This window comes from Burkholderia stabilis (assembly GCF_001742165.1).
GTDB lineage: Bacteria > Pseudomonadota > Gammaproteobacteria > Burkholderiales > Burkholderiaceae > Burkholderia > Burkholderia stabilis.
On record NZ_CP016443.1, the window covers coordinates 1162322 to 1178550 of the forward strand.

Annotated in this window: 12 protein-coding genes; 6 read left to right on the forward strand and 6 right to left on the reverse strand. The window is 68.1% G+C overall.

What is annotated here, in order from left to right:
* Positions 1-201 precede the first annotated feature (201 nt).
* The 3 genes from BBJ41_RS23180 (at position 202) to BBJ41_RS23190 (ending at position 2624) form a co-directional block, all read left to right on the forward strand.
* Positions 202-1119, forward strand: a complete 918-nt coding sequence (locus BBJ41_RS23180; RefSeq protein WP_069748617.1) for a LysR family transcriptional regulator — start codon at positions 202-204, stop codon at positions 1117-1119.
* Positions 1120-1291: 172 nt separating this feature from the next.
* A complete protein-coding gene (locus tag BBJ41_RS23185; protein WP_069748618.1) occupies positions 1292-1828 on the forward strand; it encodes a VOC family protein in 537 nt (178 codons plus the stop codon).
* A 40-nt stretch (positions 1829-1868) separates the two neighbouring features.
* Positions 1869-2624: a glucose 1-dehydrogenase gene (locus tag BBJ41_RS23190; RefSeq protein WP_069748619.1), complete on the forward strand. Its 756-nt coding sequence runs from the start codon at positions 1869-1871 to the stop codon at positions 2622-2624.
* Positions 2625-2738: 114 nt separating this feature from the next.
* Here BBJ41_RS23190 and BBJ41_RS23195 read toward each other — a convergent pair whose 3' ends face one another.
* A complete protein-coding gene (locus BBJ41_RS23195; RefSeq protein ID WP_069748620.1) occupies positions 2739-4256 on the reverse strand; it encodes a purine-cytosine permease family protein in 1518 nt (505 codons plus the stop codon).
* A gap of 203 nt (positions 4257-4459) precedes the next feature.
* On the reverse strand, positions 4460-5107 hold the full coding sequence (locus tag BBJ41_RS23200) for a glutathione S-transferase family protein (RefSeq protein ID WP_069748621.1): 648 nt from the start codon (positions 5105-5107) through the stop codon (positions 4460-4462).
* 105 nt (positions 5108-5212) lie between these two features.
* Here BBJ41_RS23200 and BBJ41_RS23205 point away from each other — a divergent pair, with 105 nt between their 5' ends.
* Positions 5213-6328: a transketolase-like TK C-terminal-containing protein gene (locus tag BBJ41_RS23205; RefSeq protein ID WP_069748622.1), complete on the forward strand. Its 1116-nt coding sequence runs from the start codon at positions 5213-5215 to the stop codon at positions 6326-6328.
* 18 nt (positions 6329-6346) lie between these two features.
* Here the strand turns inward: BBJ41_RS23205 and BBJ41_RS23210 are convergent, their stop codons facing one another.
* Positions 6347-6802 (reverse strand): MarR family winged helix-turn-helix transcriptional regulator, encoded by a 456-nt coding sequence (locus tag BBJ41_RS23210; protein WP_069748623.1) that lies wholly within the window; start codon positions 6800-6802, stop codon positions 6347-6349.
* 173 nt (positions 6803-6975) lie between these two features.
* Between BBJ41_RS23210 and aceE the strand changes: the two genes are divergently transcribed.
* Complete coding sequence (aceE, locus tag BBJ41_RS23215; RefSeq protein ID WP_069748624.1) at positions 6976-9657, forward strand: pyruvate dehydrogenase (acetyl-transferring), homodimeric type; 2682 nt, start codon at positions 6976-6978, stop codon at positions 9655-9657.
* A gap of 56 nt (positions 9658-9713) precedes the next feature.
* Here aceE and BBJ41_RS23220 read toward each other — a convergent pair whose 3' ends face one another.
* From BBJ41_RS23220 to BBJ41_RS23230, 3 genes are read right to left on the reverse strand one after another with little or no spacing between them, the layout of a single operon-like run.
* A complete protein-coding gene (locus tag BBJ41_RS23220; RefSeq protein WP_069748625.1) occupies positions 9714-11225 on the reverse strand; it encodes an efflux transporter outer membrane subunit in 1512 nt (503 codons plus the stop codon).
* Positions 11222-14395, reverse strand: a complete 3174-nt coding sequence (locus tag BBJ41_RS23225; protein ID WP_069748626.1) for an efflux RND transporter permease subunit — start codon at positions 14393-14395, stop codon at positions 11222-11224. The genes BBJ41_RS23220 and BBJ41_RS23225 overlap by 4 nt, the downstream gene beginning before the upstream one ends.
* Before the next feature lie 13 nt (positions 14396-14408).
* Positions 14409-15635 carry an efflux RND transporter periplasmic adaptor subunit gene (locus BBJ41_RS23230; protein WP_069748627.1) on the reverse strand — a complete coding sequence of 409 codons (1227 nt, stop codon included), beginning with the start codon at positions 15633-15635 and terminating at the stop codon, positions 14409-14411.
* 79 nt (positions 15636-15714) lie between these two features.
* Here BBJ41_RS23230 and soxR point away from each other — a divergent pair, with 79 nt between their 5' ends.
* Positions 15715-16194, forward strand: coding sequence for a redox-sensitive transcriptional activator SoxR (soxR, locus tag BBJ41_RS23235; protein WP_069748628.1), 480 nt, complete (start codon positions 15715-15717; stop codon positions 16192-16194).
* Positions 16195-16229 lie beyond the last annotated feature (35 nt).

Below are 16229 nucleotides of genomic sequence, written 5' to 3' on the forward strand. Positions count from 1 at the left end.
CTCGGCGCACGCACGACCGGCTTGAAACGATCATAGGGACGCCAAAAACCCGCATCAATTAACGCCCGCGGAAGAAACTTAGCCGGAGATTAAATGTTTCCGCAGCGCGCCTTTGCCCCGCGAAAAACCCGGTGATTCGCGCATTGTTGCGGCCCGGGTTCTGCGGCAGAATCGTCAGCTGCCCTTCCCGTCGCCTGGATCATGCGCAACCGCATCAACGAAGAGATCACGTTCCGCAAGCTCGAGGTGCTCCTCGCGTTCATGGAAGCCGGCAGCCTCGCGAAAGCCGCCGAAGCGCTGGGCGTCAGCACGGTGAGCGTGCATCGCGCGCTGCATACGCTCGAGGAAGGCATGCATTGCGCGCTGTTTCGTCACGAGGGGCGCAACCTGATTCCGACCGACGCCGCGCTGGTGCTCGCCGAAGTCGCGGGCGAAGTGCTCAAGACGATGACGGACGGGATTCGCTCGACGCGCGAAGCGGCCGGCTACGGCGCCGGGCAGTTGAAGATCGGCTCGCTCTATTCGCTGACGATCCGCACCGTGCCCGAAGTCGTGATCGCACTGAAGGAGCGCCGCCCCGAGTTGCAGGCCGAACTCGTGCTCGGCTCGAACGCCGACCTGCTCGACAAGCTCAGGCAGGGCGCGATCGACGCGACGCTGATGGCGCTGCCCGACCCGGACGCCGAGATCGAATCGATCGCGTTGTTCCAGGACGAGATGTTCTTCGCCGCGCCGATCGATTCGCCGTACGCGCAGCGCAACGCGATCGATCTCGACGCGTGCCGCGACGTGCCGTTCGTATCGCTCGGCGAAGGCTTCGCGACGCACCACGGCTTCACCGAAGCGTTCCGCGCGGCCGGCGTCACACCGAACGTCGTGATGCGCGTCGGCGACATCTTCTCGCTGATCAACCTCGTGTCGGGCGGCGTCGGCTGCTCGCTGCTGCCGGGCCGCGTACGCGACCTGTTCGCGCACAAGATCGCGCTCGTGCCGCTCGCCGGGCCCACGATCCGCCAGACGATCGGCCTGAGCTTCCTGCACCGGCGCGAACGCGACCCGAACCTGCTCGCGCTCGCCACCGTGTGCCGGCTGACGGTCAAGGGGCCGAACGCGCGGTGACGCGCGGCTCGATCCGCCTCACTCGCCTGCCCCGCCCCTCTTCCGTCCCGACTCCCGGCGATACGAACAGCGCGTGCTAGTCCATTCGGACGGCACGAAGCACGGGCTTTGTTGCCATCATGGCCGTCATTCATTGCGCGCCGCGCACACGTGCGCCCGCCACGGAGACGACATGAACGACCCAGTCCTCGGCCCCATCGACCAGCTCGGCTACGTGGTCGCCAACCTCGACACCAGCGTCGCGCGCTGGCGTGCGCGCCACGATCTCGGCCCGTGGACCGTGTTCCGCAACGTGCGCCTCGACGGCCGCCATCTCGGCGAACCGGTGACGGTCACGATGGACGTCGGGCTCGCGTATCGCGGCGATCTGCAGATCGAACTGATCCACGTGACGAACGATTCGCGCTCGCCGTACCGCGACGCGCACGGGCAGCCCCTCGTCGGCCTGCATCACGTCGCGTGGGTCGTCGACGATCTCGATGCGGCGCTGGCGCAGCTCACCGCGCGCGGCCTGCGCGTCGTGTTCGAAGCGCACAACCCGTCCACGCGCGTCGCCTATCTCGACGACGCCGACGATCCCGGCGTGCGCGTCGAAATCATCGAAGGCGCCGGCATGCGCGACATGATCGCGCACGGCATCTCCGAAGCCCGCACATGGGACGGCGCCAATCCCGTCCGCATCATCGACGTGGCGGCCGCCACCGCGTGAGCGGCCGCGCGCGTCTCTCTCACCCACAGGAGCAATCAGGATGAAACGACTCGAAGGCAAGGTGGCGCTGATCACGGGCGGCGCCCGCGGCCAGGGCGAAGCGGAAGCGCGCCGGTTCGTCGCCGAAGGCGCGCGCGTGGTGATCGCCGACGTGCTGGACGACGCCGGCCGGCGCGTCGCGGCCGAACTCGGCGACGCCGCGCATTTCCAGCATCTCGACGTGACGAGCGAAAGCGATTGGCAGGCGGCCATTCAGGCGACGCTCGCGCATTTCGGCCGGCTGGACATCCTCGTGAACAACGCGGCGATCCTGAAGCTCGTGCCGATCGAATCGTGTTCGCTCGACGACTATCGCAAGGTGATCGACGTGAACCAGGTCGGTTGCTGGCTCGGCATGAAATCGGCGCTTGCCGCGCTGAAGGATGCGGGCGGCGGCTCGATCGTCAACGTGTCGTCGACGGCCGGGATGGAAGGCGTCGCGGGCGGCAGCGCGTACGTGTCGAGCAAGTTCGCGGTGCGCGGGATGACGAAGGCCGCCGCGCTCGAATTCGGCCGCTACGGCATTCGCGTGAACTCGGTGCACCCGGGCGGCATCGATACGGTGATGGCGCGCCCGCCCGAGTACGCGGATTTCGATCCGTCGTCGATTTACAGCGGCCTGCCGATCGCGCGCATCGGCAAACCCGACGAGGTGGCCAGTCTCGTGCTGTTCCTCGCGTCCGACGAATCCGCGTATTGCACGGGGTCGGAATTCATCGTCGACGGCGGGATGCTCGCGGGCAGCACGTTCCACTGATACGCATCGCATCGCCGTGCCGGCAGGCCGCCGTCCTGCCGGAAGCGACAACGCCGCCGGCGGCTATGCCCGCACGGCGGCGTTGTCGTTCCGGGGTCAGGCGCAACGCGCCGCTCAGTATCCCTTCGGCTGGATCGCCGGCGCACCGGCGCCGCGCGCCGATTGCCGGCCGCCGCGCACGAAGCGGCGCCCGTGCGGGCCGTACACGCCGTCCGGTTCCGGATACAGCGTCAGCAGCACGAAGTACAGCATCCCGCCTATCACCAGCGACACCGGCACGCTCAGGTCGAGCCCGCCCGCGAGGTTGCCGAGCGGCCCGACGAACTGGCCCGGCAGGTTCACGAACGCCAGCCCGACGAACGCGGCCGGCAGCCATGCGCCCATCGCGCGCACGTTCCAGCCGTGCGTGAACCAGTAGTGTCCGCCGTGCAGCCCGCGGTTGAACACCTGCAGGTCGTCGGCGAGATAGTAGCCGCGGCGCGTCACGTAGCCGATCACCATGATCGCCATCCACGGGCAACTGAAGGTATCGATCAGCGTCGAGAACGTCGCGACGCTCTCGACGAGGTTGAACCAGAAGCGGCCGACGAAGATGAACGCGATCGCGATCGTGCCGATCAGCAGCGTCGCGCGCACGCGGTTCAGGAAGCGCGGGAACATGCTCGACACGTCGAGGCCCGTGCCGTACAGCGCGGTCGTGCCGGTCGACATCCCGCCGATGATCGCAATCAGGCACATCGGCAGCAGGAACCAGCGCGGCGAGATCGCGAGCAGCCCGCCGACGTAGTCGTTCGACGCGATGAACGCGGGCGCCTTCGACGCGATGATCGTCGCGGTCGCGAGGCCGAAGAAGAACGGCACGAAGGTCGCGATCTGCGCGGCGAACACGGCGCCCATCACGCGATGCTTCGGCGTGTGCTGCGGGATGTAGCGCGCCCAGTCGCCGAGCGTCGACGCGAACGACACCGGATTGCTCAACGCCACCAGCACCGCGCCGACGAACGCGGCCCAGAAGCCCGCGCTGCCCTGATGCAGCGTGCCGGCGTAGTTGACGTCGAACAGCCCGGCGAACGCGAACAGGCCCGCGACGAACAACACGCTCGCGGCCCACACGGCGATCTTGTTGACCCACAGCATGAAGCGGAAGCCGTAGATGCACACGATCAGCACGAGCACCGCGAACACCATGTAGGCGGCGCCGAGCGTGAAGCCGTTGACGGGCACGCCGACCATGTTGTGCGCGCCGCCGACGAGCGCGTCGCCCGAGCTCCACACCGCGAGCGAGAAGAACGCGATCGACGTGAGCAGCGCGAGGAACGAGCCGACGATCCGGCCGTGGATGCCGAAATGCGCGCCGGACGACACGGGGTCGCTCGTGCCGTTGCGCGGGCCGAACAGGCTCATCGGCGCGAGGATGCAGGTGCCGGCGAGCACGCCGAGCACGATCGCGGCGACGCCCGCCTTGAACGACAGCCCGACCAGCACGGGAAAGCTGCCGAGCACCGATGTGGAAAACGTATTGCAGCCGCCGAACAGCAACCGGAACAGATCGATCGGCCGCGCATAGCGCGATGCATCGGGAATGCGCTCGAAACCGAACGATTCGACCTGCGTAATCCTGCCTTCACCCATTTGTCTCCCACTCCTCTGGTGCGTCTGTACGGCCCGGGGCTGCGGCCATGCGACGCATCGTCATCGATTCGCGGCCACTCTAAACCGGATCGAGCGGCGCAAATATCACGCATTCGAGACGTTTACGACGAAGGAGAACGATGTTTCGGGGCGGGCAACCTGCCCGGTTTCCGCGCCGCGCGTGCGGCGCGGGCGATGTAACGTCAGTGCGCCTGTTCCGCCACCGGCGCACGGCATGCGATCAGGCCCCGCTGAACGGCCGGCCGCGCTTCGATGTCGGCCAGCCAGCGCTCCACATGCGGATAGCCCGCGATGTCGAGATCGAGCTCCGCCGCCGTGCGCAACCACGGAAACGCGGCAATGTCGGCGATCGAGTATCGCGACGATGCGAGATACGCGGATTCCGACAACCGGCCGTTCACGACCGCATAGAGACGCTTCGCCTCGTTGCGATAGCGGTCGATCGCTTCCACATTGACCGTCTTCGATGCACGCAGGAACCACCACAGCTGGCCGAGCATCGGCCCGATGCCGCCGATCTGGAGGTGCAGCCATTGCTGGACCGCCGTGCGCTCGGCCAGCGTTTCGGGTTGCAGAACGCCCGTCTTCGCGGCGAGATAGCCGAGGATCGCGCCGGATTCGAACACGGCCAGGCCGGTGTCGTGATCGACGATCGCCGGAATCTTGCCGTTCGGGTTGATCGCGAGAAACGCCGGGCTGCGCTGCTCGCCGGCGGACAGGTTCACGTGCACGCGATCGTGCGCGAGCGCGGCCTCTTCCAGGTAGATCGCGACCTTGTGCCCGTTCGGCGTGTCGGCCGTATAGAACGTGAGGGAGTGAGTCGATGTCATGTCGGTCCTTGTCATCCGGTTATCGTTGCAACTACAATCGTTGCAATTGCAATCCTATGCCTGGACCAACGGTCCCGGCAACATGCCAACACTCGAAGGAGGGACATGCAGACTGCGCGATCCGGTCCGCCCGTGCGGACGCCCGACACCCGCCGCGCCGCGGCGGCCTGCCTCGAACGACTGGTGACGCGGCGGCTCGCGCCGCGCGGCCGAGCGGTGTCACCGCTCGGCGCGATGCGTGCAGCCGCCGATTGCCTCGAACACGATGCGGCGACGTCGGAACGCGTATGGATCGTCCGCGCCGATGACCCCGCATCGGCGGCGGGCGACAACGCGCATCGTCGCATCAGCGCGTGGCCGCTGCGCTTTCTCGCGGCGGGCCAGCGTTTCGAGCGGCCTTTGCTGTATCTGCTGCAGGCGCGCGCGACCGACCGCCTGCGGCTGGCGTCAGCCGAGACCGTCGCGCGCGGGATCTTCGTGAACGACGCCGAAACGACCTTGTCGTCATGGCCCAAGGGCGTGACGCCCGACGTCCCGCACTGGCTGGCCGCGAACCCGGCGTGTACGCCGTACGACCCGGCTTCGGGCCACGAGGCGATCGCGATCCTGCGCCACGCGCTGCACGCGCTCTATGTCGACGGCCAGCCGGGATTCTTCTACCTCGCGAGCCACGACGACTGCATGCCCGACACGAAACCGCTGTCGGCCACCGCGGCCCGGGATGCGTTCAGGGGTATGGTGCGGGCCGGCCGGCGCTCGGCGGCCGGCGCGGTCGCGCAGATTCGGCTGTGCGGCGCGGGCAGCACACTCGCGCACGTGATGGAAGCAGCCGACCTGCTGCACGACGAATGGCGTGTCGATTCGACGATCTGGAGCTGCCCGAGCTATACGCAACTCGCGCGCGACGGCCGCGAGGCCGATCGCTGGAACCTGCTGCATCCGCATGCCGAACCGCGCATCGCGCACGTCCGTGCGTGTCTCGGTGAAGGCAATGCGCCGGTGCTCGCGGTGACGGGCTATGCGCGGCACATCGCCGCGCAGATCGGTGCGTTCGTCCCTGCCCGCTTCGCGGCGCTCGGCGCGGATTCGGCCGGCGCTGGCGGCGCACGCGCGCCGAATCCGCGATGGATCGTGGCGGTCGCGCTGCGCCTGCTCGCCGACGCCGGCCGTGTACCGGCCGACCGTGCCGCGCAGGCCATACACCGGTATGGGCTCGCCTGACGCGCGGCGCGGCCGCTGCTACTTCGCGTCCGTCGATGCCTCGCGCGCGGCGGCCGTCGCGCGATCGAGCGCGGCGGCCATCGCCGCCTGCTCCTTCGCGCCGAACTGGTCGAGAAAAAGCTCCGCGACCGTCGACTGGTACACCTTCCACATCTTCTTGCGCAGCGTCCGCCCCTTGTCGGTGATACGCGCGAACGCGGCGCGGCCATCGTCCGCCGAGCGCGCGCGCGTGACGAGCTCCTCCTGTTCGAGCCGGTCGACGAGCCGCGTGAGGTTGTAGCGCTCGATCGCCAGCACATCGGCGAGTTCGTGCATGCGACGCGTGCCGTCCGGCCCGCTTTCGAGCCCCCACAACGCGTCGTACCACGCATAGGCGGGCAGGCCGGCCTCCGCGAGACGGCGTTCGATCTCGCGAATCATCGTCCGGTGCGCGCGGACGAACGAGAACCACAGATCGGGTTCGGGTGCGCTCATGTCAGGTCGTTCCTTTCGTTGAATTGCAGTTGCAATTAAATTTTACCTCGATACAATTGCCTTCGACATGATTGCAATTGCAACTATCTACCCGCCGATCGGCGGGTGTTCCGTCGCGCGACGCGGCGCCACGACCGTCGCCCCGCGCAGCCTTATGCTTCTGGAGACATTGCATGACCGCACCTCTCGCGCTACCCGACATCGACCCGCAGGAAACCCGCGAATGGATCGATGCGCTCGAATCCGTGATCGCCCTCGAAGGCCGCCCGCGCGCGCACTACCTGCTCGACCAGCTCGCCGATCTCGACGCGGCCCGCCACGGCGACCTGCACGGCCGCGTGACGACCGCCTACGTGAACACCGTGCCGCGCGAGCGGCAGCCGGCCTACCCGGGCGATCTCGCGCTCGAGCGGCGCCTGAACGCGATGATCCGCTGGAACGCGATGGTGATGGTGCTGCGCGCCGGCCGGCATTCGAACGTCGGCGGCCACATCGCGACCTACCAGTCGGCCGCCGTACTGTACGACGTCGGCTTCGATCATTTCTTCCGCGGCCGCACCGATGCTTTCGACGGCGACATGGTCTACATCCAGGGGCATTCGGCGCCCGGCATCTACGGCCGTGCGTATCTGGAAGGCCGCATCACGGACGCGCAGCTCGACAACTTCCGCCGCGAGACCGGCCGTGAAGCGGGACGTGACGGGCTGTCGTCGTATCCGCATCCGCGCCTGATGCCGGATTTCTGGCAATTCCCCACCGTGTCGATGGGGCTCGGGCCGCTCACGGCCGCCTATCAGGCGCGCTTCATGCGCTACCTCGAATATCGCGGACTGAAAGCGCATCAGGGCCGCAAGGTCTGGGCGTTTCTCGGCGACGGCGAAATGGACCAGCCCGAATCGCTCGCCGCGATCTCGCTCGCCGGGCGCGAGCGGCTCGACAACCTGATCTTCGTCGTCAACTGCAACCTGCAACGTCTCGACGGCCCCGTGCGCGGCAACGGCAAGGTGATCCAGGAACTGGAAGGCACGTTCCGCGCGGCGGGCTGGAACGTCGTCAAGGTGATCTGGGGCGGCGGCTGGGATCGCCTGCTCGAACGCGACACGACCGGCCTGCTGCGCCAGCGCATGATGGAATGCGTCGACGGCGACTACCAGACCTTCAAGTCGCAGAGCGGCGCATACGTGCGTGAGCATTTCTTCGGCAAGTATCCGGAATTGCTTGAACTCGTCGCCGATCTTTCCGACGACGACATCTGGAAACTGGCGCGCGGCGGCCACGATCCGGAAAAGGTCCATGCGGCCTACGCGCAGGCGATGCGCGCGGACGGACGGCCGACCGTCGTGCTCGCGAAAACGGTCAAGGGCTTCGGGATGGGCGAAGCCGGCGAAGGCCAGAACGTGAACCACCAGTTGAAGAAGATGAGCGCGGACGCCGTGCGCGCGTTCCGCGACCGCTTCGCGCTGCCGGTCAGCGACGCGCAGCTCGACGAACTGCCCTATCTGAAGCCCGAGCCGGGCAGCGCCGAAGCGCGTTACTTCGCCGAGCGCCGCGCGGCGCTCGGCGGCCACGTGCCGGCCCGCTTCAGCCGCGTCGAGCCGCTGCCGGTGCCGCCGCTCGCCGCATTCGACGGCCAGCTCAGGAGCAGCGGTGAACGCGGGCTGTCGACGACGATGGCGTTCGTGCGCATCCTCACCACGCTGCTGAAGGACCCGGACCTCGGCAAGCTCGTCGTGCCGATCGTGCCGGACGAATCGCGTACGTTCGGGATGGAAGGCCTGTTCCGCCAGATCGGCATCCATTCGCATCTCGGCCAGCTCTATACGCCGCAGGATGCCGGCCAGCTCAGCTACTACAAGGAAGCGAAGGACGGCCAGATCCTGCAGGAAGGGATCAACGAATCGGGCGCGATCGCATCGTGGATCGCGGCCGGCACCGCATACAGCAACCACGGCCTGCCGGCGATTCCGTTCTACATCTTCTATTCGATGTTCGGGCTGCAGCGTGTCGGCGATCTCGCGTGGGCGGCCGGCGACGCGCGCACGCGCGGTTTCCTGCTCGGCGCGACGTCGGGCCGCACGACGCTGATGGGTGAAGGGTTGCAGCACAACGACGGACACAGCCACGTGTTGTCGTCGGTGATCCCGAACTGCGTGTCGTACGACCCGACCTATGCGTACGAGCTCGCGGTGATCGTGCGCGACGGCCTGCGGCGGATGTTCGCGGAACAGGAGGACATCTACTACTACATCACGTTGCTCAACGAGAACTACCCGCACCCGGCGCTGCCCGACGGCGCGGAAGCCGGCATTCTCAAGGGTCTCTATCTGCTGCGCGACAGCGCGGTGCGCACCGATGCGCCGCACGTGCAACTGATGGGCAGCGGCGCGATCCTGCGCGAAGTGCTCGCCGCGAGCGACCTGCTCGCGCAGGACTTCGGCGTGTCGAGCGACGTGTGGAGCGCGACGAGCCTGACCGAGCTGCGCCGCGACGGGCTCGCCGCGGAACGCTGGAACCTGCTGCATCCGGACGCGTCGCCGCGCGTGCCGTATGTGCAGCAATGCCTCGACGGGCGTACGGGGCCGGTGGTCGTCGCGACCGATTACATGAAGATCGTCGGCGACCAGATCCGCGCGTTCGTCGACGGCCGGCGCTTCGTGTCGCTCGGCGCCGACGGCTTCGGCCGCTCGGATACACGCGAAGCGCTGCGCACGTTCTTCGAGGTCGACCGGCACTTCATCGTGATCGCCGCGCTGAAGGCGCTCGCCGATGAAGGCGCGATGCCTCGCGCGCGGGTCGGCGAAGCCATCCGGCGTTACGGCATCGACATCGGCAAGATCGATCCGGCGACGGTGTAGTCGTGCGGCCGCGCGGCAGGCATGCGCATCCAGCCTGCCGCGCAAACGCGCCCGCGCTATCGCCTCGACTCCGCGAGCGGGCCTTGCGCGCCCTGCCCCGTTCCCGACGGCCAGCCGCCCGCGAGCGCCTTGTACAACGCGACCGTCGACGCCGCACTGCGCATCCGCCCGTCGGCCGCCGCGTCCTGCGCCTGCAGCAGCGTCCGTTGCGCGTCGAGCACTTCGTAGTAGTCGATCGCGCCCGCCGAGAAGCGCGCCTGCGCGAGCTGCTCGGCACGCGCGCTGTCATCCGCCGCACGCACGAGGTGCGCCGTCTCGTCACGCGTGCGCGCGACGCGCAGCAGCGCGTTCTCCGTTTCCTCCAGCGCACCGAGCACGGTCTGACGGTACTGCGCGAGCTGGCCGGCCGCTTCCGCGTCGCTCGCCGCGATCCGCGCGCGCACGCGACCGACGTCGAGGAACGACCAGTCGATGCCGAGCGCGATCAGGTTCGTATCGCTGCCCGCGCGGAAGAACCCGTAGCTGCTCGTCGCGCTGCCGAGCAACCCCGACAACGTGAAACGCGGAAACAGGTCGGCCGTCGCGACGCCGACGCGCGCGGTCGCCGCGTGCAGCCGCGCTTCGGCTGCCGCGACGTCCGGCCGCCGGCGCAACAGGTCGCCCGGCGTGCCGGGATCGATGTCGGCGGCAAGCGCCGGCAGCGGCACGGGCGTGCCCGGCGAGACGGCCGCCTTCGGCCAGTCGAAACGGCCGATCAGCGCATCCGGCGTCTGCCCGGTCAGCACCGCGAGCCGGTGCTCGTCGACGCCGATCGCCGCTTCGTACACGGCGATCCGCGACGTCGTCGATTCGTATTGCGCCCGCGCGCGCGCCGCGTCGAGCTCCGAACCGCGCCCCGCGCCGACGCGCGCATTGATCAGCGCGAGCGTCTGCTTCTGGTTGTCGGCGTTGTCGCGCGCGATCCGCAGCCGTTCCTGCGAGCCGCGCAGATCGACGTACGTGCTCGCGACCTCGCCCGCGATCGCGACGCGCACCGCGCGCACGTCCGCCGCACTCGCCGCCGTTTCCGCGCGCTGCGATTCGATCGAGCGCCGCACGCGGCCGAACAGGTCGAGTTCCCATGCGGCATTGATCCCGATGCTGGACGTCGGATTATCGCGCTGGCTGCGCGGCGCGCCGAACGCCTGGTCCTTGCTCATCAGCTGATGGCCGATCTGGCCGCTCGCGGTAATCGTCGGAAAGCGGTCGAACGTCGCCTGCGACAGCAGCGCGTTCGATGCGTCATAGCGCGACACGGCGACCTGCAGATCCTGGTTCGCCGCGAGCGCCGCGTCGATCAACTGCGTCAGCGCCGGATCGCCGAAGCCGCGCCAGAAAGCGGCATCGGCATCGGCCGACACATCGGGCGGCGTATCGGACGGCGACGCGTCGCGCTGCGTCGCCGGATGTTCGTCGCGCGCGAACCGCACGGCGCTCGCCGTGTCGGGTCGCTTGAAATCAGGGCCGACCGCGCAGGCGGCCAGCGTCACCGACATCGCGAGCGCGGAAAGACGGAAAGCGGCGCTCATCGGTTTTCTCCTTCGAGGGTGCCGTGCTGTTCGCTCCACACGGCCGGCGTGCCGCCCGCGAGCTTGCGGATCGCCACATAGAACACGGGCGTCAGGAACAGCCCGAACAGCGTGACGCCGAGCATCCCCGCGAACACGGTGACGCCGGTGGCCGCACGCACTTCGCTGCCCGCGCCGCTGCCGATCAACAGCGGCACCGAGCCCGCGATGAACGCGACCGACGTCATCACGATCGGGCGCAGCCGCAGCTTGCACGCTTCGAGCGCGGCTTCGATCACGCCCTTGCCCTGGATTTCGAGCTCGCGCGCGAACTCGACGATCAGGATCGCGTTCTTGCATGCGAGCCCCATCAGCACGACCAGGCCGACCTGCACGAACACGTTGTTGTCGCCGCCGGACAGCCATACACCGAACAGCGCCGCGCACATGCACACCGGCACGATCAGGATCACCGCGAGCGGCAGCGTCCAGCTCTCGTACAGCGAGGCCAGCACGAGAAACACGAGCATCACCGCGAGCGGGAACACGACGATCGCCGCGTTGCTCTGCGTGACCTGCTGGTAGCTGAGGTCGGTCCATTCGAGCGTGATGCCGGGCGGCAGCACCTCCTTCGCGATCTGCTGGAGCTTCGCGATCGCCTGCGACGACGACATCACCTTCGGATCGGCGTCGCCGATCAGGTCGGCAGCCGGATAGCCGTTGTAGCGGACCACCGGGTCGGGCCCGTACGCGGGCCCGACCGTCACCATCGAGCCGATCGGCACCATCTCGCCCTTCGCGTTGCGCGTGCGCAGGTTCGCGATGTCGGCGGCCGTCTGCCGGTGGCCGGCGTCGGCTTGCGCCATCACGCGGTACACACGGCCGAACACGTTGAAGTCGTTCACGTACATCGAGCCGAGATACACCTGCAGCGTATTGAACAGGTCGGTCAGCGCGACACCCTGCGCCTTCGCCTTCAGCCGGTCGACCTTCACCTCGAGCTGCGGAATGTTCGCCTGGTACGAGCTGACCGGGTAGCTCATCCCTGGCGTCTTCGCGACCGCCGCCTGGAACGCCGTGAGCGCGTTCTGCAATGCGCCGTAGCCGAGCCCGCCGCGATCCTCCAGGTACAGCGAATAACCTGAACCATTGCCGAGGCCCTGGATCGGCGGCGGCATCAACGCATAGGTGATGCCGCCGCCGATCGCCGCGAAACGCGCGTTCAGGTCCGCGTTGATCTGCGCGGCGCTGCGATGACGCTGGTCGAACGGCTTCAGGATCACGTACGAGTTCGTGATGTTCGGCGTGTTCACGCCCTGCAGCGCGTTCAGCCCCGCGAACGCCGGCACCATCTCGACGCCATCGGTGCCGAGCGCGATCTTCGTCATCTGCTCGGTCACGGCGCTCGTGCGCGAGAGCGACGCGCCTTCCGGCAGCTTCGCGCCGGCGAACAGGTAAAGCTTGTCCTGCACGGGGATGAAGCCGCCCGGCACCGCGTTGAACAGCAGCGCGGTCGCCGCGAGCAGCGCCGCATAGACCGCGAACACCACGCCGCGCTTCTTCAGCGTGCGGCCGACGACGCCGTGATAGCGATCGGAGCTGCGCTCGAAGAAGCGGTTGAACGGATGGAACAGCCAGCCGAATGCGCGGTCGAGCGCGCGCGTGAGCGCATCCTTCGGCGCGCCGTGCGGACGCAGCAGCTTCGCGGCGAGCGCGGGCGACAGCGTCAGCGAGTTGATCGCGGAGATCACCGTCGAGATCGCGATCGTCACTGCGAACTGCCTGTAGAACTGGCCCGTGACGCCCGACATGAACGCCATCGGCACGAACACCGCGCACAGCACGAGCGCAATCGCGACGATCGGCCCCGACACCTCGCGCATCGCCTGGTGCGCGGCGTCGCGCGGGCTCAACCCTTGCGCGATGTTGCGCTCGACGTTCTCGACGACGACGATCGCATCGTCGACGACGATCCCGATCGCGAGCACGAGCCCGAACAGCGTCAGCGTGTTGATCGAATAGCCGAGCAGATGGAGAAACGCGAACGTGCCGACCACCGATACCGGCACCGCGACGAGCGGAATGATCGATGCGCGCCAGGTCTGCAGGAACAGGATCACGACGAGCACGACCAGCACCACCGCTTCGATCAGCGTGTGCTGCACCGCGCGGATCGATTCGCGCACGAACACCGTCGGGTCCCACACGGGGCGGTACGCGACGCCGGGCGGGAACCGTTTCGACAGTTCATCGAGCTTCGCGTACACGGCCTTCGCGACGTCGAGCGCGTTCGCGCCCGGCGACAGGAAAATGCCGACCACGGCCGAATGCTTGTCGTTGAAATACGAGCGCAGCGTGTAGTCGCCCGCGCCGAGCTCGATGCGCGCGACGTCGGACAGCTTCACGACCTGGCCGTCGTCGCCGTTGCGCAGCACGATGTCGCTGAACTCCTGCACCGTGCGCAGGCGGCCGCGCACGTTGATCGACACGAGGAAATCGTGCGCCTTCGGCGACGGCTCCGCGCCGAGCTGGCCGGCCGACACCTGCACGTTCTGCTCGCGCACGGCCGCGATCACGTCGCTGGCGGTCAGCCCGCGCGATGCAAGCCGGTTCGGGTCGAGCCACAGCCGCATCGCGTAGTCGCCGGAGCCGTACACGCCGACGTCGCCGATGCCGGTGAGCCGCGACAGCTCGTCCTTCACGTGCAACGTCAGGTAGTTGCGCAGGTACAGCGAATCGCGGCTGTTGTCCGGCGAATAGAGGCTCACGTACATCAGCGGCGTCGGCGACTGCTTCTGCGTGGTCACGCCGTACTGGCGCACCTCGTCGGGCAGGCGCGACAGCGCCTGGCTCACGCGGTTCTGCACGCGCACGGCGGCCGTGTCGGGATCGACGCCCTGCAGGAACGTGACGACCACCTGCAGGCTGCCGTCCGACCCGGCGACCGACTTCATGTACATGATGCCTTCGACGCCGTTGATCGCCTCTTCCAGCGGTTCGGCGACCGATTCGGCGATTTCCTTCGGGTTCGCACCCGGGTACGTCGCGCGCACGACGACGCTCGGCGGCACGACTTCCGGGTATTCGCCGGCCGGCAGCATCGGAATCGAGATCAGGCCGATCGCGAAGATGACGATCGACAGCACGACCGCGAAGATCGGCCGGTCGATGAAGAATCGGGAGAAATCCATTACATGTCTCCCGTTATTGCGCGGCCGGCGCGGTGGCGTCGGCTACGGCCTGCGCGCCGCCAGCGGCGCCGGTGCCGGCGTCGTTGCCCGTTCCGGCGTCGGCGCGCGCGGGCAGCGCCTTCGGCTTCACCTGCGCGCCCGGGTAGTAGATCCGCTGCATGCCGTCGACCACCACGCGGTCGCCCGCCTGCAGCCCCTTCTCGACGATCCGCTCGCCTTCCAGCTCGCGGCCGATCGTCACGTCGCGGCGCAGCGCCTTGTCGCCGGGGCCGATCACGTACACGTACTTGCGGTCCTGGTCGGTCAGCACGGCCTTGTCGTCGACGAGCATCGCATCCTGGTCGCGGCCGCTGACGAGCTGCACGCGCGCATAGAGCCCCGGCGTGAACGTGTGATCCGCATTCGTCAGCCGCACGCGCGCGCGGATCGTGCCGGTTTGCGGATCGAGCCGGTTGTCGAGGAAATCGACGGTGCCCGCGTGCGGGAAGCCCGTCTCGTTCGCGAGGCCCACGCGCACCGGATCGGCGCCGATCGCGCGATGCTTCGGATCGGCGCGCCGCGCGTTGTAGCGCAGATAGCTCTGTTCGTCGCAATCGAAATACACGTAGACGGGGTCCTGCGACACGACGGTCGTCAGCAGCGTATCGTCCGCGCGCGCCAGGTTGCCGACGGTCGCGATCGCACGGCCGACGCGGCCCGCGATCGGCGCACGCACTTCGGTGAAACCGAGATTGAGCTTCGCGTCGGCGACGGCCGCGTCGGCCGCCTGCAGATCCGCGCGGGCCTGCTCGGCGGTGGCGCGCGCGTTGTCGAGTTCTTCCTGCGACGTCGCATGCGCATCGATCAGCGTCTGCACGCGCTTGAGCTGCACGTTCGCGAGGCTCGCGGCCGCGCGGGCCCGCTGCAGCTGCGCGTTTGCGCGGTCGAGCGCGATCCGGTACGGGCGCGGGTCGATCTCGAACAACAATGCGCCCTGCGCGACGAGGTCGCCCTCCTTGTACGCGACACGCTGAAGATAGCCGCTCACACGCGGCCGCAGTTCGACCGCGTCGACGGCTTCGACGCGTCCGTTGAATTCGTCCGCGAGGCGGACCGTGCGCGGCGCGACCGTTGCGACGCCGACTTCGGGAAGGGGATGGGCCGACGATGCGCCTTTGCCGTCGTGACAGCCCGACAACGCCAGCAACAGGGCACAGGCCGCGCCCAAAGGCGACGTCCTGCGTAGGGATAAGGAGAGCATGATGCCTCGCGACGGGTTAAACTGCCGCGTAGCATAAAAGTTGAAGTTAACTTCAAGTCAAGCTTTCCCGGAGGGCGTCATGGGTATCCAGGAAACCCCGCAATGGCCGCTGATGTCGATTCGCGAAGTGGCCGCGCGCAGCGGCGTGCCGGCGTCGACGTTGCGCTTCTACGAAACGCGCGGGCTCATCAAGTCGCACCGCAACGGGTCGAGCCACCGCCACTATTCGCGCGCGGTGCTGCGGCTGATAGCGTTCATCGTGTTCGCACAGAAGATCGGCTATTCGCTCGACGAGATCGCCGAGCAGCTCGTCAGCCTGCCGGAAGACACCGCGCCGAGCAACAAGGACTGGCAACGGCTGTCGCGCGGCTGGAAGCAGCGCGTCGCGAACCGGATCGAAGAGTTGCAGCGGCTCTACATCAATCTCGACGAGTGCATCGGCTGCGGCTGCCTGTCGCTGAAGCGCTGCAAGCTGACCAACCCGGAAGACCGCGCGGGCCGCAACGGGCCCGGCGCGCGGCGCTGGCTCGGCGACAAGCCGCCCGCGGACCTCGAATGACGGGCGAGCCTGCACGCGCCGCCGGCGCGGGTTGC

Excerpts from the sequence above, each read along its gene's own strand:
- BBJ41_RS23205 (WP_069748622.1), top strand. The coding sequence starts at position 5,213 with ATGCAGACTGCGCGATCCGGTCCGCCCGTGCGGACGCCCGACACCCGC.
- BBJ41_RS23195 (WP_069748620.1), bottom strand. The coding sequence starts at position 4,256 with ATGGGTGAAGGCAGGATTACGCAGGTCGAATCGTTCGGTTTCGAGCGC.
- BBJ41_RS23225 (WP_069748626.1), bottom strand. The coding sequence starts at position 14,395 with ATGGATTTCTCCCGATTCTTCATCGACCGGCCGATCTTCGCGGTCGTG.
- BBJ41_RS23185 (WP_069748618.1), top strand. The coding sequence starts at position 1,292 with ATGAACGACCCAGTCCTCGGCCCCATCGACCAGCTCGGCTACGTGGTC.
- BBJ41_RS23230 (WP_069748627.1), bottom strand. The coding sequence starts at position 15,635 with ATGCTCTCCTTATCCCTACGCAGGACGTCGCCTTTGGGCGCGGCCTGT.
- soxR (WP_069748628.1), top strand. The coding sequence starts at position 15,715 with ATGGGTATCCAGGAAACCCCGCAATGGCCGCTGATGTCGATTCGCGAA.
- BBJ41_RS23210 (WP_069748623.1), bottom strand. The coding sequence starts at position 6,802 with ATGAGCGCACCCGAACCCGATCTGTGGTTCTCGTTCGTCCGCGCGCAC.
- BBJ41_RS23200 (WP_069748621.1), bottom strand. The coding sequence starts at position 5,107 with ATGACATCGACTCACTCCCTCACGTTCTATACGGCCGACACGCCGAAC.
- aceE (WP_069748624.1), top strand. The coding sequence starts at position 6,976 with ATGACCGCACCTCTCGCGCTACCCGACATCGACCCGCAGGAAACCCGC.
- BBJ41_RS23190 (WP_069748619.1), top strand. The coding sequence starts at position 1,869 with ATGAAACGACTCGAAGGCAAGGTGGCGCTGATCACGGGCGGCGCCCGC.
- BBJ41_RS23220 (WP_069748625.1), bottom strand. The coding sequence starts at position 11,225 with ATGAGCGCCGCTTTCCGTCTTTCCGCGCTCGCGATGTCGGTGACGCTG.
- BBJ41_RS23180 (WP_069748617.1), top strand. The coding sequence starts at position 202 with ATGCGCAACCGCATCAACGAAGAGATCACGTTCCGCAAGCTCGAGGTG.